The organism is Shewanella sp. SM71, assembly GCF_025653905.1.
Lineage (GTDB): Bacteria > Pseudomonadota > Gammaproteobacteria > Enterobacterales > Shewanellaceae > Shewanella > Shewanella oncorhynchi.
Genome location: NZ_JAKKRW010000017.1, coordinates 1 through 26,827, shown reverse-complemented (window position 1 = coordinate 26,827; position 26,827 = coordinate 1). Strand labels below are relative to the sequence as shown.

At 44.6% G+C, this 26,827-nt stretch carries 22 protein-coding genes; 9 read left to right on the top strand and 13 right to left on the bottom strand.

Translation table 11 applies throughout. The features are described 5' to 3' along the window. Positions 1-74 precede the first annotated feature (74 nt). Complete coding sequence (locus tag L5L97_RS16220; protein WP_263182843.1) at positions 75-359, bottom strand: hypothetical protein; 285 nt, start codon at positions 357-359, stop codon at positions 75-77. Between the two features lie 87 nt (positions 360-446). Continuing rightward, positions 447-1,709, bottom strand: coding sequence for an efflux RND transporter periplasmic adaptor subunit (locus L5L97_RS16215; protein ID WP_263139963.1), 1,263 nt, complete (start codon positions 1,707-1,709; stop codon positions 447-449). Between the two features lie 354 nt (positions 1,710-2,063). Here L5L97_RS16215 and pyrC point away from each other — a divergent pair, with 354 nt between their 5' ends. The 3 genes from pyrC to L5L97_RS16200 all read left to right on the top strand — a co-directional run bounded on the left by pyrC (position 2,064) and on the right by L5L97_RS16200 (position 4,986). Beyond that, entirely contained in the window at positions 2,064-3,095 is a 1,032-nt protein-coding gene (pyrC, locus tag L5L97_RS16210; RefSeq protein WP_219251151.1) for a dihydroorotase, read from the top strand. A gap of 131 nt (positions 3,096-3,226) precedes the next feature. After that, positions 3,227-4,273, top strand: a complete 1,047-nt coding sequence (locus L5L97_RS16205; protein WP_263139960.1) for a hypothetical protein — start codon at positions 3,227-3,229, stop codon at positions 4,271-4,273. 419 nt (positions 4,274-4,692) lie between these two features. Continuing rightward, positions 4,693-4,986, top strand: a complete 294-nt coding sequence (locus L5L97_RS16200; protein ID WP_014611180.1) for a DUF3144 domain-containing protein — start codon at positions 4,693-4,695, stop codon at positions 4,984-4,986. 623 nt (positions 4,987-5,609) lie between these two features. On the opposite strand, the gene L5L97_RS16195 is transcribed toward L5L97_RS16200, so the two are convergent. Then, positions 5,610-9,554 (bottom strand): NACHT domain-containing protein, encoded by a 3,945-nt coding sequence (locus tag L5L97_RS16195; protein ID WP_263139957.1) that lies wholly within the window; start codon positions 9,552-9,554, stop codon positions 5,610-5,612. Positions 9,555-10,181: 627 nt separating this feature from the next. Between L5L97_RS16195 and murI the strand changes: the two genes are divergently transcribed. Both murI and L5L97_RS16185 read left to right on the top strand, forming a co-directional pair. After that, positions 10,182-10,994, top strand: a complete 813-nt coding sequence (murI, locus tag L5L97_RS16190) for a glutamate racemase (RefSeq protein WP_263182840.1) — start codon at positions 10,182-10,184, stop codon at positions 10,992-10,994. Between the two features lie 241 nt (positions 10,995-11,235). Then, positions 11,236-13,290: a toxin-antitoxin system YwqK family antitoxin gene (locus tag L5L97_RS16185; RefSeq protein ID WP_263182837.1), complete on the top strand. Its 2,055-nt coding sequence runs from the start codon at positions 11,236-11,238 to the stop codon at positions 13,288-13,290. Positions 13,291-13,493: 203 nt separating this feature from the next. Here the strand turns inward: L5L97_RS16185 and L5L97_RS16180 are convergent, their stop codons facing one another. After that, positions 13,494-14,636, bottom strand: coding sequence for a glucosaminidase domain-containing protein (locus tag L5L97_RS16180; protein WP_263139952.1), 1,143 nt, complete (start codon positions 14,634-14,636; stop codon positions 13,494-13,496). Between the two features lie 263 nt (positions 14,637-14,899). Beyond that, the gene (locus tag L5L97_RS16175) at positions 14,900-15,814 is read right to left on the bottom strand and encodes a LysR family transcriptional regulator (protein ID WP_263139951.1); all 915 of its coding nucleotides are present in this window, start codon (positions 15,812-15,814) and stop codon (positions 14,900-14,902) included. A gap of 96 nt (positions 15,815-15,910) precedes the next feature. On the opposite strand from L5L97_RS16175, the gene L5L97_RS16170 reads away from it, so the two are divergent. Next, entirely contained in the window at positions 15,911-16,978 is a 1,068-nt protein-coding gene (locus tag L5L97_RS16170; RefSeq protein WP_219251145.1) for a tartrate dehydrogenase, read from the top strand. A 128-nt stretch (positions 16,979-17,106) separates the two neighbouring features. Here the strand turns inward: L5L97_RS16170 and L5L97_RS16165 are convergent, their stop codons facing one another. Next, positions 17,107-17,565 (bottom strand): GNAT family N-acetyltransferase, encoded by a 459-nt coding sequence (locus L5L97_RS16165; RefSeq protein WP_219251144.1) that lies wholly within the window; start codon positions 17,563-17,565, stop codon positions 17,107-17,109. Positions 17,566-17,682: 117 nt separating this feature from the next. On the opposite strand from L5L97_RS16165, the gene L5L97_RS16160 reads away from it, so the two are divergent. Next, positions 17,683-19,146 (top strand): PLP-dependent aminotransferase family protein, encoded by a 1,464-nt coding sequence (locus tag L5L97_RS16160; RefSeq protein WP_263182836.1) that lies wholly within the window; start codon positions 17,683-17,685, stop codon positions 19,144-19,146. 9 nt (positions 19,147-19,155) lie between these two features. Here L5L97_RS16160 and L5L97_RS16155 read toward each other — a convergent pair whose 3' ends face one another. The 3 genes from L5L97_RS16155 to L5L97_RS16145 form a co-directional block, all read right to left on the bottom strand. Continuing rightward, positions 19,156-19,539: an MAPEG family protein gene (locus L5L97_RS16155; RefSeq protein WP_105251622.1), complete on the bottom strand. Its 384-nt coding sequence runs from the start codon at positions 19,537-19,539 to the stop codon at positions 19,156-19,158. A 92-nt stretch (positions 19,540-19,631) separates the two neighbouring features. After that, entirely contained in the window at positions 19,632-20,027 is a 396-nt protein-coding gene (locus tag L5L97_RS16150) for a GNAT family N-acetyltransferase (RefSeq protein WP_173243103.1), read from the bottom strand. A gap of 30 nt (positions 20,028-20,057) precedes the next feature. Then, positions 20,058-20,573 (bottom strand): AAA family ATPase, encoded by a 516-nt coding sequence (locus tag L5L97_RS16145; protein WP_263148787.1) that lies wholly within the window; start codon positions 20,571-20,573, stop codon positions 20,058-20,060. Between the two features lie 471 nt (positions 20,574-21,044). On the opposite strand from L5L97_RS16145, the gene L5L97_RS16140 reads away from it, so the two are divergent. Further along, positions 21,045-22,163, top strand: a complete 1,119-nt coding sequence (locus L5L97_RS16140; protein ID WP_263182832.1) for a glycerol dehydrogenase — start codon at positions 21,045-21,047, stop codon at positions 22,161-22,163. 217 nt (positions 22,164-22,380) lie between these two features. Beyond that, positions 22,381-23,772 carry an NAD-dependent succinate-semialdehyde dehydrogenase gene (locus L5L97_RS16135; RefSeq protein WP_263182831.1) on the top strand — a complete coding sequence of 464 codons (1,392 nt, stop codon included), beginning with the start codon at positions 22,381-22,383 and terminating at the stop codon, positions 23,770-23,772. 62 nt (positions 23,773-23,834) lie between these two features. Here the strand turns inward: L5L97_RS16135 and L5L97_RS16130 are convergent, their stop codons facing one another. The 4 genes from L5L97_RS16130 to L5L97_RS16115 form a co-directional block, all read right to left on the bottom strand. Next, positions 23,835-24,662: a cobalamin-binding protein gene (locus L5L97_RS16130; protein ID WP_263182829.1), complete on the bottom strand. Its 828-nt coding sequence runs from the start codon at positions 24,660-24,662 to the stop codon at positions 23,835-23,837. Between the two features lie 76 nt (positions 24,663-24,738). After that, complete coding sequence (locus tag L5L97_RS16125; RefSeq protein ID WP_263182827.1) at positions 24,739-25,773, bottom strand: DUF2235 domain-containing protein; 1,035 nt, start codon at positions 25,771-25,773, stop codon at positions 24,739-24,741. A 469-nt stretch (positions 25,774-26,242) separates the two neighbouring features. Continuing rightward, on the bottom strand, positions 26,243-26,392 hold the full coding sequence (locus tag L5L97_RS16120; RefSeq protein ID WP_158497601.1) for a hypothetical protein: 150 nt from the start codon (positions 26,390-26,392) through the stop codon (positions 26,243-26,245). Positions 26,393-26,552: 160 nt separating this feature from the next. Then, a partial coding sequence (locus tag L5L97_RS16115) for a hypothetical protein (protein WP_263182823.1) occupies positions 26,553-26,827 on the bottom strand: 275 nt, incomplete at its 5' end.

Below are 26,827 nucleotides of genomic sequence, written 5' to 3'. Positions count from 1 at the left end.
TTAATTTCCTTTAATAATCAGTGTATTCTGCGCGTAAACAACTCGATAAAACGCAATGTATATTTATTTTTCAATTAAGCCATGGCATCACAGAGTAAGCCGAAAAAGGGCTGAACAACACAGTCTAAAAACCATACAAAGGCTTGGATCATCAAATCCGTAGATGCAACCGACACCTCACCCACCTGATGTACATCCTCCAAGGGATCAATCCATTCCAGCAGATTAAGCCCAAGAAAAAACCAACTATTGGCCTCACCGATACTTAGCTCAACGGCAATCACTAACAATGCTAATGCCAAAACTCCAAACACTTTAGATGACATCAACACGCTAATATTTAAGGGGTTATGTCGCATATCTGGCTCCTATTTAATGCATAACGCTGTACTTTTTATGGCTCACCTAAGGGCTCAACTGATTAGGGATGCCTTGTTTCGTGTGATTCAGTTCATTCTTACCTGCTCAGCACGATTAAAGGGATCGAGGCTTGAGATCACCCACTCATCTCCCGCTTTACCGCCATCCAGAACTTCCACTTGGCTCAGGCTCGTACTACCCAGTTTTATCGCACGGCGGGTCGCTAAATCGCCTTCGACTTGATAAGTTTTCTCCCCTCCACCGCTGGTCATAAAGGCGCCGCGTTTTACCATAAGAACATTGGGTCTGTGCTCTAATAACACTCGGGCCGAGATGCGTTGATTCTGGCGCAGTGTTAGGCTGTCGCTTTGGTCAAATTGCACCCTAGCGGTCACTTCACGGTTACGCACTTCAGGGGAAATCGACGATAACTTGCCCATTAACTTAATACTGCCAAAACTCAACTCGACTTCCATGCCTAAACCCAGATCATCCGCATAGGACTCAGGCACGGCTAACTCAGCCTCATAGGCGCTTAAATCCACGACGGTTAAAATCGGTTGGTTAGCGCTAAGACGGGTTTTCTGCTCGGTAATCCAGTTACCGATAATGCCGTTAACAGGTGCAACAATATTCAAGGCATCGACTTGGCGTTCTAATTCACGCACCGCGAGAGTTTGACGCTCAACTTCTAGGGCTTTATTTTTAATCTCAAAGGTTAACGTATCTTTCGTTAACGCAACTTCTTGCTCTGCATGCTTAAACTTCAGCTTGGCTTTGTGTAAATCATCTTTGCCCTTTTCATAATCAATCTGGCCAATAAGCTGACTTTGAATCAGTTCCTCTCCGCGTCGGCTTTCCCTATCCGCCGCTTCAAGATCGACCGTTGCGATATCTAAGGTTTGATAAGCTTGTAATTGATCGCGTCTTGCATCCAACTTAGCGCGCTCTAATGCACTCTCCATACCCGCTAATAGGGACTTGGCTTGCGCTAGCTGATTAGTGAGTCTTGGACTATCGAGTTTGGCGACCACATCGCCCTTATTAACAGTATCGCCAGGATTGCTGAGCAGAGTCACTGTGCCTTCCTCTGTGCTATACAAAATAGGCGCATTGGCCGCCACGATTTTACCTGTGGTCGCCACATCGCGGGTTAACGTTCCAATAAAGAGTTTTGCGGTAGTGATGTCGCTGCGGCTAAGGGATTTGCTAACACTATCAGAGCCTAAACTTGCCCACACTAAGGCGCTGACTAATAAGGCGCAACCGCCAATGATCAGCGGTAACTTAAGACGTTTAGAGGTCGATGGCACAAGTACTGTATCTTGGCCGCTAGTATCTTTAATCATGGCTTTACTCGCTTCCCTGTTGGAATCATCAGTGCCGGAACGTATCAACGGACACTATTGGAAATCTCTACCCCAGAGTTAGCAAAGCCTATGCCAAACAAGTAAAATTATTTACTTTCATAACCTTAACAAAAAATCACAGATAAAAGTGTCCGCGGACACTGGCGCTTTTATTTAAAAGTGTCCGCAGCAGTGAAATGAAAAGTGTCCGATTGAAAAAAAGCAGTTCCTAGATTCTAGGGTCTAGAATCTAGATTTATTAACCAAAACAGCCGAGTTTCCCTTTACAGTAAAATCCTTGCCACATAAGATCCCGCCACCCTCGCAGCAAAAACGATCAAAAGACCAAACCCTATGACTACAATAACAATCACTCGCCCAGACGACTGGCATATTCACTTAAGAGACGGCGCCCAGCTTAAAGATACAGTGCGCGATATCAGCCGCTATATGGGCCGCGCCATCGTGATGCCAAACTTAGTGCCCCCCGCTATCGATACCGAAACCGCACTGGCCTATTACGATCGCATTAAAGCGCAAGTGCCCGCGGGCTCACAATTCGAACCTTTGATGGTATTGTATTTAACCGACAAAACCAGCCCAGATGAAATCCGCAAGGCTAAAGCCTCGGGTAAAATTGTCGCCGCTAAACTCTACCCAGCGGGCGCGACGACTAACTCAGATTCCGGCGTAACCGATGTTAAAAACATCTATCCCGTACTCCAAGCCATGCAAGAAGTCGGCATGCTGTTTTTAGTCCACGGTGAAGTCACAGATTCAGCCATTGATATTTTCGACCGCGAGCGTGTCTTTATTGAAAATATCCTCAGTAAAATTGTCGCCGATTTCCCAGCGCTTAAAATCGTGCTTGAGCATATCACCACCAAAGATGCCGTCGATTTTGTCACTCAAGCCTCAGACAATGTGGCCGCGACTATCACAGCCCACCATTTACTGTATAACCGCAATCACATGCTGGCAGGCGGTATTCGTCCGCATTTTTACTGCCTGCCGATTTTAAAACGCAACACCCACCAGCAGGCGTTGTTAGGTGCAGCGGCAAGCGGCAGCAAGAAGTTTTTCCTCGGTACAGATTCAGCGCCACACGCCAAGGATAAGAAAGAAGCCGCCTGTGGCTGCGCGGGTTCGTACACGGCTCATGCTGCCATAGAGCTGTATGCCGAAGCCTTCGAGTCGGTCAATGCGCTGGATAAACTCGAAGCGTTCGCAAGCTTTAACGGCCCAGACTTTTACCATCTGCCACGTAATACCGATACCATCACGCTGGTCAAAAAGTCATGGGATGTCCCTGCCACTTACCCGCTTGGCGATACTAACGTAGTGCCTATTCGTGCTGGAGAAGCCATTGATTGGCAAGTTGAGTAAGCCTTAAGTCTTTAACATCAAGTCGCCTACGGGCGACTTTTTTATCAGATTTTGATTTTTAATCCACAATCGGTCAGTATCCTGCGCTTAGAATACGGCCCTTACTTATCACCTTTTAAGAGAAAATCAGTATGCCCACAAGGATGTTATTCTCCGTTTTATCTTCAAGCCTGTTGTTGACCGCCACGATCTCTTTGCCGACCTTTGCGGCCAATGAACTCACAGGGATCTGGCAGGGACAGTTAGGTAAAAGCAAAGTCAGAATTTGTTTTAATCAATATGGAACAGGCAGTTATTACTATCAACGCTACTTAACGCCGATAAGACTCGAGCAGCAAGATGAACTGTGGAAAGAAGAAGGCAATACCGGAAATTGGCAGTTTGATAGTGTCACGCCACAAAAACTGAGCGGCCATTGGTTTAAAGATACTGCGAGTAAATCATTACCAGTGCAACTTGAGCGAGAAATCAGCCCAGATAAGGTCGAGGATTGTGGTGCCGATGCTTACAATCTACCGCTAGAAACCAAGCCAAAACTCAGCCGAGGTAAATGGCAAAGCTACGAAAATATTGAGTATCGCCCGCTGACTTTTGGCACAGATGTAGGTATCGAATTTAAAGGCCCACAAACGGGTATATTGGCAATTAATCAATGGCTTGAACATAAGCTCACCGATGAAGCCCAACTAGCACAAACCTTTGACACTCGCCGCAGAATGCTGGCACAAATGGGCAGTTTTGTAACTGACGAAACCTTTGCCGAACCGATTTTTATTAATCAGCATTGGCTCAGTGTGCGCCTATATCGCTGGGCGGCAGGTTATGGCGCCAATGGTATCAGCCAAGAATTTGTGAGTTTCTCCCTTACCGACGGCAAACCTTTCCACCCATGGCAATGGTTTCTCGCCGATACTCAACCACAAAGCATGCTCGAGGGTATGAGTCATCCTTTACCCCCTGCATTAAGGGACAAATTGTTTGCTGGCAAAGCACCGGACGCAGAATGCCCCACATCAGACGGCTCGGGATATTACCAGCTCACCCTTGAGCCAAAGGGCATCAAATTCTGGGAAACGCCCCGCGGCGATGGCTGTGAAAATGAGTTTATCCTCAGCCCGCAAGAAGCCATGCCCTATGCCACCCAATGGGGACAAACACAACTTAAGCTGTTGGAATAGTGTACTTAACTGAGAAAATACTAGAGGGCAAGCAAGCTATCATGGCGATGATATTGAGTGCGATGAGAGTTGCGCAATGATAGTAGCGCGACGACAAGCGCTCTTTCCCTCCCTACACAGCAATGCATTTCGAGATAATTTATTTCAGTAAGGATGAACCGATTGAAGTGATAGTGGTGTTTAAGGTTAATAATGGGCTTATTCAAGCCATCTGGAGTTTTGCAACTAACTGAAAAGTGTTACGCCTATCCCAAATTGAGTTTAGGCACATTATGTTAGTGTGATATCAACGCATTCTGTGAGATCTGCGACTGTCCCTCTGTCGCAAAATATCTTAGGGTAAGTAGCAATAACCAAAAGGGTGAAAACACACCACACGCCCTTTCTTTAGCCACTTTGCCCAACAATAGGAATTGCTGATGTCTGATAACGAAAAAGCCTTTTACGACCGTGCCTCTGAGTTGATAAAACTCGCGAACCAGCAAAACCAGAGCACCGAAATCCAAACTGGTGAGGTCAGCGCTTCTTTTATGTGGGCCGTCGCCCGCTACAACGCTTGGTTTGGTTCCACCAGCTTTGAAAGCAAAGAGCAAATGCAGGCCAAAAAGCAGGAAATGATGGACTATTATATGGAGCGCTATAAAGAAATGCTCGACGCCAATCTGGAAGATTATATCGAGAACTTCGACCACTACCGCGCAACGCAGAAGTAATGACTTCCCCCACTCCGAGAATCAAGATTCTCGGAGTGTTTAGTTTACAAATCTAAGCCTTCATTATCCAAACTGTATTAGGTTAGCTTTGGTATTGGCTGCCTAGGTAATAGACTTATAACTATTAAGCCTAGCTGACCAACGTCGTGGAGCTTCACCCTGATTTGTTAATCAAGAATCGACCAAGAGGGAATTAACAGCAACTCCCTCTTTAAGAGAGTGATTAGTTCTTTATTTTTGTATGCATAGAATTAATCACTTTCATTCCAGTGACACGCCATAAACTCATCCTTGAGGGCTCGACGGCGGCATCCATGCCGCCAACGGTCACTTACATGCAAGTGCTTAATTTCGTCAACACTTGAGTAGTCTGTAGCTAAATGACTCATATCTCCGTAAACACCTTAGTAACCAGTCTCATACTCCAATAAAAATCACCTAACGGCTCAGAATGTGCCCCCGAGCCTACGCCATCATCCATGATGTCGCCACGGTATTTTACTTTATTATTTCAACAAGTTAGAGTGCAGATAGTGTATCACCTTAGCTTTGGTATTGGCTGTTAATCTGAAAAGACTTACGGCTGACCAACTTATTCTTTACTAGCTAAATAGAAAATGTCTTTACCCATTGATTTCTAAATCTAAAACAGCAATCTTTACTCTCCCTTGTTGTGCAGCAAGACAATTAGCCATGAGCATTTCTTGCAATTCTTCCGCTGTTTTAGGTATAGCTTTTCCCCTTCCTTGCGGCTTTAACTTCTTAGTCTCAAGCTGACCCTTACCAAACCAAAGCACTAAATAGATCCCGCGATGCTCTGCACGCCAGTCTTGCGTATATAGCCTATCTAATTGAGTATCTGCGGCATGCCATAAATCTCTATGCCATTGCCCTTTTACTTCAATTGGAAGCCTAAGCCCGCCAACAGAACAACAGATATCAACTTCTTTATCATTCGATACATGCTGCTCTGGCGTATATTCAACGCCTGCTGCGCCTTGACGAAGTAACCCAATTAACAAACTGCTACAGCGTTCTTCATTGTGTGGGATATTGTCATCGTTATAAAAAACGCGACCACTATCTATGTCATCGCTTTTTATCTTTGCCTGAACAATTTCTAACTCTTCAATTATTAAAGCTTGAAGATCAGCCATTGATTGTGGAGATATATTACAAGTAATAGCCTTAATTGATGCTAATGTCGGTGGCGCATAATTTGATTCAACCACAAGCCGTTGTTGCTCAGCTGCAACGACTTTTATCCACGAGGTATAACTATCCTCTGGAGCTTGCCGCAAACCCCTTAATGCCAAGACAGCATCTTCATTGGAGGATTTCCCTAATCGCTCTATAAACGAATTAATAAATTGACTAGCATCCCAAGCATTATTAGAACCACGGGTTTCTTCATAAAGATCTGTTGCCATTGGCCATAACAATCTAAATGTCTGTACTATCCATTCACATTGAGCAACACTAAGTTCTAAATATGCGTTGTGCCTGTAGTGACCTTGTACTAAGTCACGAATCTGCCAAATAAAATCAGGGGAAATTTTTTTACCGACTTTTTCAGTAATAGTTTCAAAATCCACAATAAAACAAATCGCATCCCAAATTAAACGATGATGTTTCTCGCTAACATTAAAGTACTCAACAAGTAAAGATCGTAACTCTTCGAATTTAGATGGGTAAATCAGACGTTTAATGCACTCACTTTCAATATTTTCAGGAAGTGATTTATATCGTTGTAACCATTCAAATGCTAATTGGCTACAAACCTCTTTTTTTGAATCATTATGCATTAGCTCATAAAAACCCAAAATAGTATTTTTACCAATAGCAAGTTGTGGTTCATAAAAACGTCTTATGGCAGTTTCCCACAATCCTCGCAGTTCAATCTCTTGTTCTACTGACTGAGTAAGTTGAAGATCACTTATGCCTGCATGCTGCTCAAGATTAGAATGATGACGCAACGATGAAAATACCGAGAATATCACTTCATCTGAAAGGTCTGCTATCCCTATGCCATTTCTGATACGTTCGGCAGTAGCTACAATAATAATGTACTCTGCCTCATAGAACTGCCCATCATTTCTAATTTGTTGCATTTGATCAATTGATGGGAATAAAGGTTTTTTAGTTAAGTATGCTTCAACTCCCTCAAAGGCAGCTTGACTTAATTCATCACCCAGCCATTCAGCAATGCGTTGGTATGCTGGAGTATCATGACTAATATCGTTGAATAATTTCAAATATGCCTTTACAGGGTTAATAATATCTTGATAATTTCCTGTTCGCATATCATTGATGTGAATTTGACATTCATCACGATGAACTTGATGTCTTACAGTTTTTTCCTCTATTTCTTTACGAAGCCTTTCTTCCTCCTTAACTTGCCACTCAGGAACGAACAATACGGCTAAACTCGATAGCCAATCGATGTCTACTTGCTTATGTCGTGCAAAACGTTGTGCTGCTTGTCTTAACTGACTTCCAACTTCCCCGTCATGTTGAATGAGCTGAACCAACTCTTTCCAGCGTTGATCATGTTCATCTAATGTATTTAAAATAATAATTAGATCTTTTTCGGAAACAGTTAGTGCGGATAAAGCACTAGCTAGATCATTACCTCTACGTATAATACTTTTATCAATAGGAGCCTCAAGCAACACCCACTTTTGTATGGCTAGTTTAAAATCACTATTTTCATTGATAAGTTTATTTAGCTCATTTCTATTACTTTGATTGTACCCTTGTGAGCTATGATGTGGACTTAACCAATTAAAAAACCTCTCAACATTTGGATTTTTATTTGATGACTTAATTTTTCTAAGAATAAGATAATAGGAAAAATCAGCAAATTCGTAATTACCAGTTCGCACATACCTCTCTCCTATTTCTGTAAGTGATTTAGACAATAGGTCTAAAACACTTCCGATCCTACCATCAGGTAAACTTCGCTCTATAGTATATAAAACACCTATAGTAAATTTATTTTTTTCTACATAAGAAATGACGGCATCGACAATAAGTTTATCATCAACACTTTCGAAATTAAGTAGTTCAAAACTCTCAATGACTAAACGTAATGAATCTACATCATTATATATGCAAAGAGAATTCAGTAACGTAACAACATCATCTTTGGCTTTACTATTAACAAGTACTTCTATAGCAGCACTTCTAATCGCAAACGTATCTTTTTTGTCTAGAATAATACGTTTTAAATCATCGACGAATCTACCGTTAATGTCACTACCATTAAATGCCTCAAGCAATATCAAACGAAACCCAAATATCGTATTTTTTGAAATAATTAATTGTCTTAAATCCTCGATGAGTGGTTCTTGAATTAATCCCCTTATCGAATATTTTTTCCAATCTCTAAATCGGGGATTCTCAATCGCTAAACCTTGCAAAGCCGTAAGCAAAATTCTCGCTTCATGTACTGTCAGCACATCTGCATCGCCATACTCAATAAAACCCATAGGATCATTCTTGATGACAGTAGACTTAAGCGCAGGGTCTTGCGCCAGCCAAGCATGAATCCCCCTCAAACTCGCGGGTACTAATCCATCAGAATAGAACAGTGAAAAAAACCGTCTCTTGTTCGTTCCAGAGTTTGAGTTTTGAGCCAACCACTTAGCGCCAAGGTATTCACCAATACTACGATGTAGATAACTAAAGCGATCTACTCCAATACTTTTAAATAACCTTGTAGCAATAACATCTTTAATATTTTTCGCTTTAGGTAATGTGGCAATTTCAATAAATGATATCTCGCCTTCTCCAATATTAGCTGCAGCTTTACGAGTTAAAGCCTCATTTCCGGTGAGTATTAATGCCGCAAAAGCGGCACCTGCAGTTTGGATGATAGCTTCTTTGTCAAGCTGATATTGGGCTTTACTGTCTTTATGCTCACACCACAAAGCATCAATCGCGCGCTCAAATAGTTCACTTCGGCTATTTGGCAACTCACCTTCTTGAGCTATTTCAGCAATAAGTTCAAGTGTTTGTGGATTGCCAAGTAACTGATTTAAACCACGAGAATTAAAATGTTGAATAACGACTTCCGCTCTCTCAACTCCCAAGGATAGAGATAAGTACCTCTGAATATCATCATCGCTGAAAGGCATTAAGTGCAGTTCTATTGGCTTCTTTGAATAATCCTCAGAAATCGATAACACTGCTGTAGCACTTTGCCAATCAGCAACTCGGCAGGACAAAATAAAAGCAGGACAATTGAGTTGTTGAAGCTTTTCTAAAACAGCATCAACCGCAGCGCCTTCTTTTTGAGAGCTAACTTCATCTAAAGCATCTATAACAAGAACTTGATTACCATCAAGAAGTTTTAATGGATCTTGGCAACGAGCAAGCTGTCTTGCCGTACAATATTTAAAGCCTGACAATTCGGCCAATCGAGCCAGTAAAACTGACTTACCCATTCCAGCATCGCCCAATATAATTAAAGGCTCGATAAAACTGCTTAGCTCAGTTTCCTTAAGTTCTTTACGACCGTCTTTGTGCTCATACCAAAGAGTCCGCTCAACAATGCCTTTATCCATGTTTGGAAAAACCTTACTCAATACTAATCTTTACCAACTATTTGAACAGCCTAACAAAACTAATTTGGAGATGACAGTACGAAATACAAACATTGAACTGTTAATATGAAAGCCAAAGATAGTCATAAATCCTCTATAAAATCAGCTATCAGACATATACAGGGATTAACCAAATTAAGCACTATCATGGAAGTGACCGTCCGTGGCATGTTCGCTTATTCACATCCATGTGATCGCGACATTAGTATGTCCTATACAGCAGATTCCATGCTCGAGCATACATGGACGACTATTTTAAAACCAAAGTCGGCGTGTCACTGGAATGATAGTGCTGAATGGATATGCGGAATTAAAGCTACACCTATATTTACAAACGCACGAAGGATTAAGTTGGCATCCAAACTAAACTGCGGACAAAACTGAGTATTCATGATCTCACCCTGCGGTAGATTGCATTAACTCACCAAAAGATTTTTTGTTTACGAAAAAGTCTTAACCAAACATATCCTCATTGATCAAAATAGGCTGAAAGAGCAAAATGCGCCTCTTGAAGCTGTATGCCAATTCGACTAACGCTCCTGTGTCTATGGCAAAATTAAATGTGTTGATTATGTGAAGGTAGGTGCAATGGATAGCTCAATATTAGTTTTTGATTCAGGTTCAGGTGGACTGACTGTCGCGGCCGAAATAAAAAAGAGAATCCCCAACATACGGCTGAGTTACGTCTCTGACGCTGGCTTTTTCCCTTACGGAAAAAAGCCACACGATATACTAAAAAAGCGAATTTTAGACGTTATATCCAAAGCAAGCTCACTGACTCAACCCGATATCATCGTTATCGCCTGCAATACAGCGAGTACCATTGCGCTAGACTTACTTCGTGCTGAACTCAATATACCTATTGTCGGCGTTGTCCCTGCGATAAAACCCGCCGCTTCGTTATCAAAATCAAAGGTAGTGATGGTACTTGGCACTCACACCACAGTGAACTCAGCTTATGTGAAGATGCTGATCACGAATTTCGCCACAGAATGTAAGGTTTTAGTAGAAGACTCTGAAGTGCTGGTTCTCGCCTCAGAGCAAAAACTTCTCGGCAATGGGTTTGATCCCGACATTGTAACTCAGGAAATTCAGCGTATTTTTAGCAAACCCGATGCGTTTAATACCGATGTATTAGTGCTGGCTTGTACTCACTTTCCACTTATCAATGCAGAAATCAAAAATGCCCTTCCCCACCACGTTACCGTCATTGATTCTGGATTAGCCATTGCTAATCGAACGCACTCATTGTTGAAAATCGAACACCAAGCGTGTAGCCCGATACTCGATCCAGAAATAACGTTTTACACCACTGGGAATGTAGATTCAGAACAAGCGAAACAAAGCAAAATTGAAGCACTGCTTCAGTGCTCTATTAAATTTAAGCAGCTGTTATTGTAATATTTTTAGCTCATTTTCTTTTAAAACCCGTTTTCAAAGAAATCTAAATGATTACCCTAAAAGACACCCGTGAAATAAATGCTATATCGCATCGCTGATTGTTAAACATTAGATCTTAACAGGCCGCTATTGCGGCCTTTTTTGTATCAGCTACTTCCTGAAGTGCTTGTCTTCGCATAAAATTCGGCCCGTTTACTGGTGCGCATGAGGCGCAAGTTATCGGTGTAAAAGGTGTAGTTAAATGGAACTTTCGATTCGCAGTTTATTCACTGCAGCGGGCATGATGTTGTTATCCTCTTTAACGGTTATTCCTGCGGCAAGCGCTGCGGGCAAAGCCGTCCATCCCACTGTCGATTTACCGAATGGCCAATGGCTTAATTTTCACCAAAAAGACAATCAAGTGTGGAGCGAAATGTCCGACGGCGATGCGCCCGGGGTACATCTTGATGATTATGGTGCGGCTGAAATTGTGGCCGTTTTTTACTATGACTTTGATAAGGGTGGCGACAAAGAAGTCGTGGTCATGCTTAAAGATACTGATGGTCAGCATTTACGGGGTTATGGTTTTGAGGATTCAAAGCTCACTAAGCTACCACGCCTTCAAGTTATGCTGGATGAAGTCGCCCCGACGTTATCGTCATTTACCGTCAGCGACACCCGCAAAGTGTTAAACCAAATTCCGCCACAGCAATATCGCATGACCTATGATGTTGAGGCGATTGAAGATCCCGCCATTAAAGCGATTATCGATGGTTCAACCAAGCTCAAACCAACCTTAATCGGCTATCGCAATGCTAAAGGTTTACCCGCCGATGTGAAAACCGCGGACGAATATAAATTACGTTATCCCCTCACCCGCAAAGATAAAGATGCCCAAGGCCGCGAGCATCAATACAGTTTAGTGACCCACTTTTATCGCAATGATTATCGCGAACAACAGGGCAGTTTTGTGTTGGTGAGCGTTGTCTTTGAAGCCGATGATGTGGACTGGCTAAACAGCGGTGAGGGTGAGATCCCAAAAACGGGCCCAGCTTATGATTATATGAATCTCGGTGGATCTTGGGCTGGACTTGCGCTTGAAAGTCATTATGCCCAAGGTGTGCTCGATGGCCCCTATATCGCCTACGATAACCGTAATGCCAATATCATGTTGAATGGTCAGTACAAACAAGGCAAAAAAGTCGGTAAATGGATGGAGGCTGACGGCCAAACAAGCTATTGGGAAGGTGAATATCTTGACAGTAAAAAGCAAGGTAAATGGATTGCACAGTCCATGTTCGATGAGGCAGATAACTACGGTTTTGCCCATTACAATCAAGGAGTGCTCGATGGCCCATATGAAATCTATGAGCCCGAATATGGCGCAGACACAGGTGATAAGCGATTGTCTGAAAAAGGCATTTATCGCAACGGCGTCAAAGACGGTGAATGGCTTGAGAGCAATGGCAATAAAGGTCACTATCAAAACGGCATTAAACAAGGCCCTTGGGTAGATAAAGTCTCGCTTGGCGAATACCGCAACTATGTGGGTAACGGGGCTTACCTTGATGGCAAGCGCACTGGCCCTTGGGTATTTAAAACTGACAAGAAATCACGGATCGAAGTGACTTATCTCAATGGATTACGCGAAGGTGAAGAAAAACTAATCAGCGATGAAAATGTGCTCTTTGCCAATAAGCATTATAAGCAGGGACTGCTCGATGGTCAGAGTATTTGGTACTCAGCACAGGATGTTGCCAACGGCATTAGACACTATCGCAAAGGTGAATACCATGGCATGCAGGCGATATTTGATCCTAACCATAATCACCGGCTTATGGAGTTAAGTCATTATGAATATGACGAAACCTTGCCCGTCAAGCCCTCTCAAGATGAGTGCATAATGCGAGAAAATCCCTATAGCAATGACTGTAAGGACATACTGAATCCCCCCTTTAGAAATACGCCATCAATTAAGCATGGGGAACAATATTATTATGATAGTAAAGGAAAATTATACAAATTTTCTGACTACCATCATGGCAACCTCATCAAAGAATATGAATTCGATGAAGAGGGGCATGTCCAAAAGCTGCAAAATAATGAACAGGGGCAAGACAGTCAAATCAACATCCGCTACAAGAAGGATGGCGGTTATTCACTGTCCAATTACAGCGACAATGAGCAACGTGGCTGGACATATGAAATCGATAACAAGGATCGATTACTGTCCCTGAAGTATTACCACGATGGTGAGAAAAAAGGGTTTATCATCCGCTATAACACAGATGGCAGTTATGCGATTACTGAAAGGTAAACATTAATATCGAACATCAGGCACTGCTTATCCTTTTATCCTAATGGTTAACTCAAGACCTTGAAGACAATTACCAGCAAAAAGGCAAAGTTTAAAATTGGGATATAGGGTAATGCGGATGCCCTTGATTAAATTGACCTATATAAGCCTAATTAAAGTGCGCTTTATTCAGGTTAAGTGAAAATGGTTATTTTACCAATCACTTAGTTTGTTCTTGTTAATAGATGTAATGGCGCGTCATCACTTAAATAAATATCATCCACCAGATATAGCTTATTGGTACGGATCATCTGACGAATCGCCTCAACATAGGCGTGCCCGCGCTCCGAATATCGGTCTAACGTCCCTGCGAGTGCAGAGCCTGTCACAGCTTGATTAGCTTGTCTTGATTGGGCACGAAAATCTCGCATCTTCTGATAAGCATTATGGGTATTCAAATTCAACAAATACCCTTCTACTGAAGCAAATGGTGTATCGAATCGTGCTAAACCATAATTGCCTAAACCTTGGCGCTTTTGCCTAGGTTCCATACCATTACCCTTGAAATCCCACTGCCCAAATAATGCATTACCTTCACGGGCAAATCGCGATGTGCCCCAACCGCTTTCTTTTGCCGCTTGAGCTAACACTAACGATGGTGGCAGGATATCCACCCTTTCAAGTAGCATTTGTCTTTGGGCTTCTAACAGCGGTTTATCTTCACTGCTTATTACTTTGTACTTTACCCCTAAGGCTAATAACGCAATATCATCAAGGGGGGCAGACATAATGACCTGTCTTTCTTGTAAAATTTTCTCATTCGCCAATAAGACTAAAGGGGCAATCATTCTAAGAAACACCATTTTCTTTTGCTTCACCGGGAGTTGGCTTGACACTGAACTCCAGCCCTCACCCACGGCATCAAAGGTCAATCTAGGGACCGATTTATTACCATCACGAAAGCTTTCTGGCGTGTAATTAAGCGAGTCAAACAAGCCCATGAGTTCATCGAGAGAACTGATATTCAGACTCAGTTGTTTAGACTCTGGATTGTCTAAGGATGACTGCTCAAGCATTTTTGGGGATGAGAAATGTTCAGCAACCGTTGGGTTTGCAACAGCACCTTGATTCGCTTGCACCAGGGAAGTCGTCATCAGTTTTGGCAAACTCTGCATATGATGTAGAGCACTCTGACTGGCAACTAAAGGATTGGAAGCCGTCAGTGACTGAAAACCAAGAGCATCAACTGGCAGCCTATTCGAAATCAGCTTAGTCGCTAGCGTTTCTTGCACATACACCGAAGAGCATAAAACAGACAAAGCAATGAGTGCGAGCATAGCAACGGGAAGCTTAAACTTTATAAACATGGTATCTCTTTAACTGAGGTAAAACGGTAGCAATGGGATTAGCCAATACATCGGGGGCGTAAGGTAACAGTAAAAACCTGACAGTTTGCTTAATAGATATACAAAATGACCTATTACGATCATTTTTTAAGGAGAATAGGACGAGCGCCTTCTTGGCCGCCTCTTGACCCAATGTCAGCAATTAAATCCAACACCTTGATTTATTTAAACTCAATATGAAAATAGCGAGCGTTCACTCGCCAATAGAGATTGGCGAAATAAAATCAACTTATTCCAGTGCCAGCAAAACGAGGTAATGCCTCTTCAAGATAGGCGACGCAGGTGCGAAGTTTGGCAGACGTTTCTAATCGTGATGCATAAATTACATGAATTTCAGCGGATTGATGATACTCGGGGAGTACTCTGACTAATCTGCCACTTAAGAAATCTTGCTGTAAATCCCAGATGGAGCGCAACATAATACCGTGGCCTTTAAGGCACCACTGCTTAGCGACTGTGCCATTATTGGTCATCAAGGAAGCCGCTAAATCAACCGAGGCTATGCCAGCCGCACTTTCCAATCGCCACACTCTATGGTTTTGATCGCGCTCGCGGATCCCTATGCACTTATGCTCGGCTAATGCCGCGAGATTGTTTGGCATGCCATGCGTGTCGATATAGGTCGGCGATGCAGCCAATACCCGATAATTACTCGCAAGACGCTTAGCAATCATTTGCGGTGGCAATTCGCCACCGACACGGACCTCTAGATCAAAACCTTCAGAGACCAGATCGACCGGGCGGTCGAGCAACTCTAAATCAACTTCTAATTCGGGATAGTGGAACACGAGGTCTGAAATAATCGGCGCAATACAGTGGCTGCCAAATCCTGTGCTAGTTGCGATACGTAATCGCCCCCGTGGCACTTGCTGCTCTAAGCTAATTTCAAGGCTCATTTGCTCCATGGTATCGAGCAAACGTTCGGACCATTCCAAGGCAATCTTGCCCTCTAAGGTGAGGCTGACACTTCTGGCAGAGCGCAGAAACAAGCGCACTCCGAGCGCTTTTTCTAATAGGCCAATGCGTTTACTCACATACGCTGGAGAAAAAGATAATTGCTCCGCAGCGGCTGTAAATCCCCCGCTTGTTGCGGCGATAACAAAGACCCGTAAATCTTCAAGTGGCGGCAGTTGACTCACGATTCGTAATCCTTAACAAAACATTTAGCCTATTCATACACGATACGAATATGGAATAACATACTAAAAACGCAGAATCCCCTATTGGAGTCAAAGATGTCTAAGGTAAAAATCGCCGTAATTGCCGGAGATGGCATAGGTACAGAAGTGATCCCCGAAGGGATACGCACACTCGAAGCCGCAGGAAAAATCTTAGGTGTGGCGTTTGAGTGGACCTACTTCGACTGGTCCTGTGAAACCTACCATAAAACCGGTCGCATGATGCCAGAGGATGGACTTAAGCAACTAAAATCCTTTGATGCCATCTACTTAGGCGCTGTTGGATTTCCAGGAGTTCCCGACCATATTTCACTCTGGGGATTGCTACTACCGATCCGCAGAGCCTTTGAGCAATACGTGAACCTTAGGCCTATTCGGTTATTTGAAGGCGTGCCCTGCCCACTCTCGGGTAAAAAGCCCGGCGATATCGATTTTTATGTAGTACGTGAAAACGTGGAAGGCGAATATTCCGCCGTCGGCGGCATTCAATATGAAGGCACTGAACATGAGATTGTCTCCCAGCAGAGCATTTTTACCCGTCGTGGCACAGATCGCATCTTAAAATATGCCTTCGATTTAGCCCAAAGCCGCGAGGCAAAGCACTTAACCTCGGCGACCAAATCCAATGGCATATTTCACTCTATGCCCTATTGGGATAGTCGCGTCGGGGAAATGGCAAAACAATATCCCAATGTTAAGGTCGACCAATATCATATCGATATTCTGACGGCAAATTTCGTGCTAAAACCCGAGCATTTTGACGTGGTTGTTGGCTCAAATTTGTTTGGCGATATCCTGTCTGATCTTGGCCCTGCGTGCACTGGCACTATCGCCATTGCCCCTTCGGCGAACATCAATCCAAGCAAGGAATTTCCGTCGATGTTTGAGCCGGTACATGGTTCGGCGCCGGATATTGCAGGCCAAGGTATTGCCAATCCTTTAGGCACAATTTGGGCGGGCGCTATGATGATGCAACATTTAGGTTATGGCGCAATGCACGACCTGATACTCAGCGCGATAGAAAACGTATTGAAAGATAAGCAGTCTTTAACCCGCGATATGGGCGGAACGGCGAATACTCGGGAGCTGACCGATGCGGTTATCGCTGCGATTAGTCGCAATTAAAACGTGCATTAAAACCTAATGCTAAAAGCCCTTTAGCATTAGGATTGAAAGAATTTGAAACTATCAAGAAACTGATAATAAACGCATTAATAAGCTAGCCAATTAATGCGTTAATTAAAGGCCCCTCCTTACAGCGGCATTCTGTACTCAATGACTCCCGGTTTTTCACCAATCCAGTTATAGAGTTTTTGCGCGGTTAAATTTGTTTCCTGTGTATGCCAGTACAGGCGCGCACACTTGTGTTCAATGGCCGCTTGCTTTACAAACTCAATCAATTGTTTTCCAACATGTTGGCCCCTTGCCGTTGGGGCAACAAACAAGTCTTCAAGATAACAATAATCCGTTTCGGCCCAAGTAGAACGATGAAAAACATAGTGCACAAAACCGAGTAAGTTTTGGCCCTCTCTTGCAACTGCGCAATAAATGGGTTCTTGGTCATCGAAGAATCGGCGCCACGTGGCTTGGGTGGTCGCTTCTGATAACGCCACTTTGTAAAAAGTCTGATAATCACGCCAGTGTGGTAACCAGAGTAAATAGTCCGTTTCTTTAACCATATCAATGGTCACTGTTAGTGATTGGCTGGACATTAGCGCACTCCTTGAAATTAAGTAAATGGTCTCAGTTTTACTGAAGCAAGATTCTAGATTCAATTGTGGTACCGCATAAGGTACACTTTTTGTATTTTTTACAGTACCAGTTAGCAAATGAAAAAACCTCAATCCAATTTCCCTCACTTGCAACTCAAAGATGGCATCCTCAAAGATCAGCTTTATCATGCGTTTAGAGAGGCCATTCTTGATGGACGTTTACATCCTAGAATGAAGCTCCCATCCAGCAGAGCCTTGTCGGAAACCATGCAGATTTCACGTAACTCAGTACTGCAAGGGTTTGAGCGCCTGATTGATGAAGGCTATCTGCTGACTAAACCGGGCTCGGGTACTTATGTTTCAGATACCATTCCCGATGAACTGATCGATATACCAAACCGTGCCAGAGAAAGCGCTCAAGTTTTTGATTCCAAATTAGAAATTAATCCACAGTTAATAGAAATGACGCGACTGAAAGCGAAGGCGAATACGGACCACAGCCATAGCATGTTTAATATTGGCGTCGGATGCGTCGATCTTTTCCCGCACCAACTTTGGGGGCGGCTGTTAGGCCGAGTTTGGCGGCAATCGCGTAAAACCTTAGGTAAATCAAACCATAGCGCGGGGTATTTGCCGCTGCGTGAGGCGATAAGTGATTATGCGCGTTCGACACGCGGCCTCAATTGCACACCTGAGCAGATCATCATAGTCAATGGAACTCAGCAGGCCATTAACCTCACAGCGCAGGTACTACTCCAACAGGGAGATGAAGTCTGGCTTGATGAACCTGGATATGACGGGGCTTTAGGCGCTTTTCTCTCGCAAAATATGCGGGTTCGTCCTGTGAGTGTTGATGATGAGGGCACAAATATTGCCGATGCGATCCAGCGGTGGCCCGCAGTGAAACTGGCTTTTACCGCGCCCTCACACCAATTTCCCCTCGGCGGTATGCTAAGTCTGCCACGACGATTGGCCTTACTCGATTGGGCCGCTGAGCAGAATAAGTGGATTTTAGAAGATGACTATAATAGCGAGTTTCGTTATAGCGCCCGCCCAATTCAGGCACTGCAGGGACTCGATAAACAACAGCGGGTGATCTACGCAGGCACCTTTTCCAAGATGCTGCTGCCTGAATTGCGACTCGGCTTTTTGGTGGTGCCCCCTAAACTGATACAGGCTTTCCAGTTGGCAAAATATTATGCCGATACGCACACGGCTCACCTAGAGCAAGCAACATTAGCGTTGTTTATCGCCGAAGGACATTATGCGCGGCATGTTCGCCGAGTGCGAAAAGCCTGCTTAGCACGCCAAACAGCGCTAATCGCGGCAATTGAGCAGTATCTGCCCGACAAATTGTCCGTTCAAACCTCAGACTCAGGTATTCACCTCGTGTGTTGGCTGAAGGGCGACTTGACCGAAGAGGAAGTGATCAACAAATGCCGCCAAATACGTTTGGGGGCACAGCCTTTGTCTCGATATTGCCAAGCCCCCTATCCAAGGCAAGCTATCTTACTGGGCTATGCCGCTCATACGCCTGATGATCTGCGGGAAAGTATCAAAAAACTGGCGCAGATCCTTTAATATCCAAGCTTAAAAAGCCTGAAAGAAAATCCCGAAAGCACTGAAGATGGCAACAAACCATGTGAGGGATCTTAAGGTGCCTTTGTTGGCAAGATAGAGGATGTGATACACAAAGCGGGCGCCTACATGGACGATTGCGAGCCACTCAGTGGTGGGATTCACTTTGCCCGTGGCAATCACCACTAATACGGCTAGGCCAAACACCAGCAATGATTCAAAGGCATTTTGATGTCCCGCTAAAGCGCGAGCGCCAAAACCGGTTAGCTGTGCTTGCTGAGCACGGGGATGATTATTATCGTAACCACCCGTCTTTGCCATAGCCCAAGCCACTGGACCTTTCGCAAGATATGGCAATAACATGGCGACAAATAAGCAAATAAGTAAGGTATTCATGGGGTAATCTTCCTTTGATTGTTGTTTTGAGCTCTACTGTTTGAGTTCTACTGCTATAAGTGCCTAAGTTACAAGTGTATTGGTTAGCGCCGTTATTTCACCATATACATGCCTTCACTTGCGGGACGACTAAATTTAAAGCCAAACTTTTCATAGAGTTCAGGCACATCCGCCATCAGGGTAATATACGCGCCCTCAAAAGCCTCACGATCTAGATAAGCCATGATGTGCTGCATAATAAGCCGCCCTAATCCCTTACCTTGATGCTCAGGATCCACTGCGATATCGACAATTTCGAAGTTGAGCGCGCCGTCACCAACCACACGCCCCATACCCACAGTCTGCTCAGCGAGCTTTATTTGCACGCCATATAAACTCCTTGGCAAAGCCTTAATGGCGCCCTCCAATGGTCTAGGGCTTAAGCCAGAAATCTGTCGTAGGCGAACAAAATCATTGGCTGAAACAACCTCCTCAAGCACTTGGTACATGATATTTCCTATTGTTTTTATTCACTATAATTATCTTTCTATCACCTCAAGATCAAAGCCTTCATCCAGAGTCGGCGGCTGAAAATAACCGCTCACATGCCAGAACATCGCCTCGGTATCGAACATAGCGCGCTCAGGGTGGCTTTGTCTGCGTTTATCGAGTTGACTCAAACAAAGCGCATCGCTGTGATTAAGATAAATAAGTTTATGGGCGGCGCAATCAGTAAAAATGCTTCGAAACCACAGGCGCTGATTGATAGTATTCGCGGGAAAGTCCATGACCACAGAAACACCCGAACAGAGCAGTTCCTTCACATGCTTTTTAAGCAAAGGCTTAAGGCGAGCGGAATAGCTCAAGTAAGTATCAAAATCTTTAATTTCATCGGGATATAGCGCCGCCAGCCATGCGTCTTCCGAGATTAAAATACAGTTTTCGGCCTCAGCAATTTGTCGCGATAAGGTTGATTTACCTGCGCCCATTTTGCCACAAAAGAATATTAACTTACCTTTACTGACAAATTGTCCTAACGCATTCTGCTGTGTCATCTTCACTCCTTGATTACTGGTCTTTTATCTCAGCCGACGATTTCACTCGCTATGACACCAATGAACGACAGTACAGAGCATCACATAAAGCATGAATACCGAGCAAGACTTGGGACGAGTTTAAGGTAATAAAATCCCATTACATTAATGACTATGCAGTGTTTAGACAGCAGACGTTTACCGCTATTCGCACAATCCACCGTTAGCTTTTTTTGAGATCTTACATCTCTTCGCCCGCTTAGATCGCCTCGCTCTCTGCGCCCTATCCTTGCCTTAAATCAGGGAGAAACCAAAGCATTTAACTCGAAAAATAAAACAATAAACCACATTATTAATCTAACAATTAAGCACTAAAGTAGTAATTTACGCTTAGCAATAAAAACATTGCCACCATTCATGCTATGACATTAATTTAGGCGTATGCTAGGGTAAGAATGAAAGGATAACCGTCATAAGTGCAAAGGAGGCTCTATGAGCACTGTCGTTCCACGTACCGTCACTTCCCCTAAAAAATTCATTATCGGCAAGGGCCTATTAGCTCAAATGCATGATTATGTTAAGGACTTTGGTGACAATGCTTTTATCATCTGCGATGAATTTATCCTCAGCCGCGTGAAGAATGAAGCGGTCGCTGGGCTAGATCAAAATGGGATCAGCAGCCACCTCGAAAAATTCAACTATGAGTGCAGCGAAGCCGAGATAAAGCGCTTAGGCGCGCTAGCAGAACAGCATCATACCAACGTTATTGTTGGAGTTGGCGGTGGAAAAACCTTAGATACCGCCAAAGCCGTCGCTTTCTATCAAAAACGGCCTGTCATCTTGTACCCCACAATTGCTTCAACCGATGCGCCTTGTACTGCACTTGCAGTGATCTACTCCGAAACAGGTGAGTTTGAACGCTATCTGTTTCTGCCACAGAACCCAGATGCTGTCGTTGCCGACACTGCTATTATCGCCGCGGCTCCGGCCCGATTTTTTGCGGCAGGCATAGGCGATGCACTGGCAACCTATTTTGAAGCTCGTGCCTGCTATCAATCAGATGGCGTCAACCTAGTCCTGAAAAAGCCTTCCCGCACAGGGCTGGGATTGGCCCAACTTTGTTATCAGTTACTAACTGAAAATGTTGAAGCTGCTATGGACGCCGTTAAAAACAAAATAGTCACACCTGCGCTAGAGCAAACCATTGAAGCCACCATCTATCTCAGTGGTGTTGGTGCAGAAGCGGGCGGGTTAGCCGCCGCCCATGCCGTAAACAATGGTATGTCAGCGGTGGCAGACTTACATAAAGCTCAGCACGGCGAGAAAGTCGTCTTTGGGCTGCTAACTCAGCTCGTGCTCGAAAATGCCCCAAAAACCGAAATCGATAACGTTATCCGCATCATCAAAACAGCGGGACTACCGCTCACTCTCGCAGATTTAGGGCTGAAAACCTTTATCGAGGCCGAGTGGCGCAAAGTGGCTGAGATAGCCTGTGCAGAGGGCGATACTATGGGCAATATGCCGATGAAATTAACCGCAGATGATGTCTATCAAGCCATGATAGCCGCCAATGCCATGGCTGAACGCTATAAAACAGCTGAAGCTTGTTAACCGTAACAATATGACGTGTACTCCGTAGGTATCAACTATCTGATTTTATTGATTAATACTACTGAAATAGTTCCTGCTACCACACGAGTTTACCGTTCATCCTAGGCTTCCTTGCCACATAATCAATGGCAAGGGAGTCCACAACAAACAAGACATTTCCACCCTCGATGCCAAAGCTGGCATTTACGCTCTATTTGTTAAACGCTTGGAGGCACATATGGCTTATGCAACAACCAATCCCTTTACGGGAAAGCTCATTAAAGAATTTCCAAATGCAACAGATACCGAAGTCACACAGGCGATAGAATCCGCCCATCAGGCATTTTTAAGCTGGCGAACCACTCCCTTTGCCGACAAGGCCGCAATACTGTCTAAGGCAGCGAAGATCCTCAGAGACAACAAGTCGAAATACGCCAATCTACTGACCTTAGAAATGGGCAAGGTCACAGCAGAAGCCGAAGCTGAAGTCGAACTATCGGCGCAAATTTTCGAATACTACGCCGAACATGCCGAGCGACTGCTGGCACCGCAAAAACTGCCGGTTGCCGATCCCGCCGAAGGTGAAGCAATACTGGTTAACGAACCGCTGGGCGTATTATTGGCTATCGAACCTTGGAACTTTCCCTACTACCAAATTGCGCGCATCTTAGCGCCGCAGCTTGCCGCCGGAAATACCTTACTACTCAAACATGCATCCAACGTGCCCCAGTGCGCTGCGGCATTTGAAGGCTTAATGCGCGATGCCGGACTGCCCTCTGGTGCATTCCAAAATCTGTATGCCACCCGAGAGCAGATAGAAAAGATCATCAATTCGCCCAAAGTGCATGGTGTTGCGCTCACGGGATCAGAAGATGCGGGATCGATCATTGCCGCTCTGGCGGGTAAGGCACTGAAAAAGTCCACCCTAGAACTGGGTGGCGCAGATGCCTTTATCGTACTTGAAGATGCCGATCTGCCTAAGACTATCGACTGGGCTGTGTTTGGCCGTCACTGGAATGCGGGGCAGGTCTGTACATCATCTAAGCGGATGATCTTAGTTGAAGCCATTTACGATGAATTTATGAAGGGTTATATCAAGGGGATCGAAGCGCTAAAAGCAGGCGATCCTATGGACTCGGCCACTACGCTGGCACCGCTGTCTTCCCAAGGCGCAGCCGATGAGTTGAAGCAGAAGATCCGTGATGCCGTAAAACACGGCGCAACCGCGACCGAAGTGGGTCCTAAAGTGCCGCAGCAAGGCGCCTTTGTGCAGCCAACAATACTGACAAACCTGACGCCAGATAACCCCGCCTACTATTGGGAATTCTTCGGCCCTGTGTCCAGTATCCACAGGGTGAAGGATGAGCAAGCAGCGATTGCCATCGCCAATGACTCACCCTTTGGACTGGGTGGCTCAGTGTTTACCGCCGACACCCAACGCGGGCTGGCGGTCGCTAAGCAGGTTTCCACAGGCATGATGTTTGTCAATCATCCAACTATGGTCAAGGCCGACTTGCCCTTTGGTGGCGTGCGCCGCTCAGGTTATGGCCGCGAGTTGATTGATTTAGGATTGAAAGAGTTTGTAAACCACAAGCTGATTAATGTGGTCGACATCAACGCGCCTTTCTAAACGCTTAGAAAATAGCAACATCTGACTAAACGCCTGACGGAATAATCTGTCAGGCGTTTTATTTAACGTGCTTTATCCAAGGCATCACATAAGGCTTGAACGCCAAGTAAAGCTCTGGGCGTCGCGCGGTGTAATAAATCGGCATTGAGTTGATAAATATGCTGTTTCTTCACGGCAGGAATTTCTGGCCATTGGCGCCAATCAACCCCTTTCACATTACCTTCTTCTTCACTCTGCAAAATCACCTCGGGCAAGGTCAGCAAGACGTTTTCTAAACTGACTTGCGGATAATCACTGGCAGCATCGTAAAACACATTTTGTCCATGGCACACACTGATGATCTGTTGGATCCAACTGTTTTTAGAGACTGTCATCAAGGGGGTCGACCAGAGTTGATAGAATACCTTAGGTTCTGATTTTTTAGCATTTTCAACCCGCAATCGGATAAGCTCAGCGCGATAAGCGGCCGCAGCCTTGCTTGCTTCTTCAACATGCCCCGTAAGTTGGCCTAACTCTTCAAGCTCCTTGGCGACGCCTTCTAAGGTTTTAGGATCGCTACCATAAAGGTTAAATCCTAACGTCCTAAGCTGGTTGATATCTTCGGCTTTATTACCCGAATCCCACACCACAATCAGATCGGGATTAAGCTCCATCACCCGCTCCATTTGAATGCCGTAGTAACCGCCAATACGCGGGATATTTTTTGCCGCCTCGGGATAATCCGCATAATCGGTTGCGGCCACAATCGTATCGCCCGCACCTATGGCGTAAAGCATTTCCACCGCATGGGGCGAGAGCGCAATAATGCGTTTAGCGGGCTGCGCCAATACGCTATGGGGAAAAAACAGACTGAGCCCAAAAACGAGTCCAGCTAAGTGTCGCTTAATCATGATATGCCTTAGTATTTATCCCCAAACCGCCTGAAGATGCAGGCGTAGTCTCTTCAGGTCACTTGGGGTTATAGAGTTAAACTAGCGGCTCTGGCCAGCCATAGTGTTCGATATAAGTTTGTAGATTCTTGGGGCGATACTGAGGATCTTGATCCCAGCGGGTCTTCACCGAATGATGCAAAAGTACTGGGATTTGCTCAGGGTCGAGTGGTCGCAAATATTCCTGTTTTATCCGATAAAAACTGCGTCTCGAGTCATGTAAGGTCGCGAGCGGATTTGGATGCACACTCGCGGCTAAGTGTGGCTCTAGGCTTAAATTAAATTTCTGCGCCTCGGATATCATCCACAACAGTGCAATATCCGACAACAATGAACCGTCTTTATCGGGTTTATAACTGCCGCCAATATTGCTATGGGCGCCCACAAACCACACTTGCTGCATATCCATATTGTCACGCAGTTGCCAAATGGTCGGCTCAAAATCACTGCGATGTTCATCTATGGCTAAGGCATGGCGGGCAACGCGCACATTGCGGCCAATTTTAGTGTCGTAAAACTCGTCTTTATCTTCGAACAAGCCTAAAAATGAAATAGGGATCCCCATAGCGCCCACAGTATCCCACACGCCAACAAACTTGATTTCCCGAGATTCATGACTGTATCTCGCTCTAAATTCGAGGGATTTTTCACCATCAGGCGCAAAGGGTGCACTGCTTTTTTTATAGTGGTCGAAAGCTTGTTGAATCAACGCCGCATCGGGACGTTTAAGTATGCCGCAGTTATTAATCAAACCACACAAGCAACGCACAGTGTAAGCACCGCGGCTAAAACCAAAGAGATAAATCTCATCGCCAAGGGAATAGTTTTGCACTATATAGCGATAACCATCCATGATGTTTTTATGTAAACCGCGCCCTGTCGCACCGCCAATGGCTTGATCGTAATAGGAACCCACGCCCCAATCATAAAATACTTGTTGGGGTTTGCCATCAGCCGCTATCGGGCTGATAGCACGCGCGAGGCGCAGCACATTGGTGGGGAAATCGACCTTAAGATCTTTCTCGGGCCGATTCCAAGTCCCATCGGCACAAATCACGATACGTTTATTCATAGGATCATCCTTGAGTCACTGATGCCCAATCTCGCAGGTAAAAAACTGTCGATAAAGACGCTAACGGGTTTTACCAAGGAATAACAGCCTCGCTATCCTTGTTTGCTGGCGATTCAAGGCGTTAAAAGCTCATCTTGCTTTACATGCTAACGTCACAGCAAAAAACCTATAGTGACATAAAAACCTAATCTGACAAATTAGAACAATAAGATGCCGCTACAGTTTGCATATGTAATGTTCGTTTAACAAGAGTTGGACAGAGGAGCGTTAAATATAGAAAGGCTAATATCACTAAATGACTTATTGCTTAGTTATTAAATGCAGGCCCCCTATTGAAGGTCGATCCATGGTATTTGCTCGACGACATTGTGAATAGAAACCTAGGGTTTCTAAGCTTATGAACGAGAGCCATGGATGGCGAACTGGCAATTAAACACGGATGTTGTCCAAGCCGCTCGACCGCCCCGACTTATAGGTTTGCCATGCCATTTGCTCGTCGACTCGCAGCCAGTCCATCCTTGGATGCTCGACCGCCCCGTCCATGGGGCGGACGGTCATCTCGCAAATCACCACGGCTCACCGTTTTGGCTTTAGCGTAACCTGTAGATTTAAAAGACATACGCAACACAGTTTTGAGACATTTCCGTGTTAAAGCCTTAACTCTAACGCGTCTGTTTCGGATAAAGATTTCTATAGGTAACGCCGCCAACACGGGCCGAGCGATAGCGAGGTCCAGCCCGCGTTTTTTTGCGGGCGATGTGCTTGGCCTTGTTAATGGTTTACTCACTATGAACCACGACCATTTCGCCATCACTGTTTCTTTGCATGATTGTTCTCCCGATGTAGCACTGTGCTATTGGAGATAGTAATTCGATAAAATCAGCGATTTTTAGCATATATAGTTCCTTCTTCTTGCTGCGATCCGAGTTGAACAGAATCCCTTCGATATTATCTTTTGACTTGAAAGCGAATAAAAACGTATAGCTATGTATTATTTGATTAATAACATATGAGAACGGTTTTGTTATTTCTTGTGGCTGCTCAACTTCGTATA

What these genes read in the sequence shown, in the direction of transcription:
- L5L97_RS16200 (WP_014611180.1), top strand. Translation starts at nt 4,693, where the DNA reads ATGTCTGATAACGAAAAAGCCTTTTACGACCGTGCCTCTGAGTTGATA.
- L5L97_RS16195 (WP_263139957.1), bottom strand. Translation starts at nt 9,554, where the DNA reads ATGGATAAAGGCATTGTTGAGCGGACTCTTTGGTATGAGCACAAAGAC.
- L5L97_RS16145 (WP_263148787.1), bottom strand. Translation starts at nt 20,573, where the DNA reads ATGACACAGCAGAATGCGTTAGGACAATTTGTCAGTAAAGGTAAGTTA.
- L5L97_RS16215 (WP_263139963.1), bottom strand. Translation starts at nt 1,709, where the DNA reads ATGATTAAAGATACTAGCGGCCAAGATACAGTACTTGTGCCATCGACC.
- L5L97_RS16180 (WP_263139952.1), bottom strand. Translation starts at nt 14,636, where the DNA reads ATGTTTATAAAGTTTAAGCTTCCCGTTGCTATGCTCGCACTCATTGCT.
- L5L97_RS16205 (WP_263139960.1), top strand. Translation starts at nt 3,227, where the DNA reads ATGCCCACAAGGATGTTATTCTCCGTTTTATCTTCAAGCCTGTTGTTG.
- L5L97_RS16135 (WP_263182831.1), top strand. Translation starts at nt 22,381, where the DNA reads ATGGCTTATGCAACAACCAATCCCTTTACGGGAAAGCTCATTAAAGAA.
- L5L97_RS16170 (WP_219251145.1), top strand. Translation starts at nt 15,911, where the DNA reads ATGTCTAAGGTAAAAATCGCCGTAATTGCCGGAGATGGCATAGGTACA.
- L5L97_RS16140 (WP_263182832.1), top strand. Translation starts at nt 21,045, where the DNA reads ATGAGCACTGTCGTTCCACGTACCGTCACTTCCCCTAAAAAATTCATT.
- L5L97_RS16155 (WP_105251622.1), bottom strand. Translation starts at nt 19,539, where the DNA reads ATGAATACCTTACTTATTTGCTTATTTGTCGCCATGTTATTGCCATAT.
- L5L97_RS16120 (WP_158497601.1), bottom strand. Translation starts at nt 26,392, where the DNA reads ATGTCTTTTAAATCTACAGGTTACGCTAAAGCCAAAACGGTGAGCCGT.
- L5L97_RS16165 (WP_219251144.1), bottom strand. Translation starts at nt 17,565, where the DNA reads ATGTCCAGCCAATCACTAACAGTGACCATTGATATGGTTAAAGAAACG.
- murI (WP_263182840.1), top strand. Translation starts at nt 10,182, where the DNA reads ATGGATAGCTCAATATTAGTTTTTGATTCAGGTTCAGGTGGACTGACT.
- L5L97_RS16130 (WP_263182829.1), bottom strand. Translation starts at nt 24,662, where the DNA reads ATGATTAAGCGACACTTAGCTGGACTCGTTTTTGGGCTCAGTCTGTTT.
- L5L97_RS16185 (WP_263182837.1), top strand. Translation starts at nt 11,236, where the DNA reads ATGGAACTTTCGATTCGCAGTTTATTCACTGCAGCGGGCATGATGTTG.
- L5L97_RS16220 (WP_263182843.1), bottom strand. Translation starts at nt 359, where the DNA reads ATGCGACATAACCCCTTAAATATTAGCGTGTTGATGTCATCTAAAGTG.
- L5L97_RS16150 (WP_173243103.1), bottom strand. Translation starts at nt 20,027, where the DNA reads ATGTACCAAGTGCTTGAGGAGGTTGTTTCAGCCAATGATTTTGTTCGC.
- pyrC (WP_219251151.1), top strand. Translation starts at nt 2,064, where the DNA reads ATGACTACAATAACAATCACTCGCCCAGACGACTGGCATATTCACTTA.
- L5L97_RS16160 (WP_263182836.1), top strand. Translation starts at nt 17,683, where the DNA reads ATGAAAAAACCTCAATCCAATTTCCCTCACTTGCAACTCAAAGATGGC.
- L5L97_RS16125 (WP_263182827.1), bottom strand. Translation starts at nt 25,773, where the DNA reads ATGAATAAACGTATCGTGATTTGTGCCGATGGGACTTGGAATCGGCCC.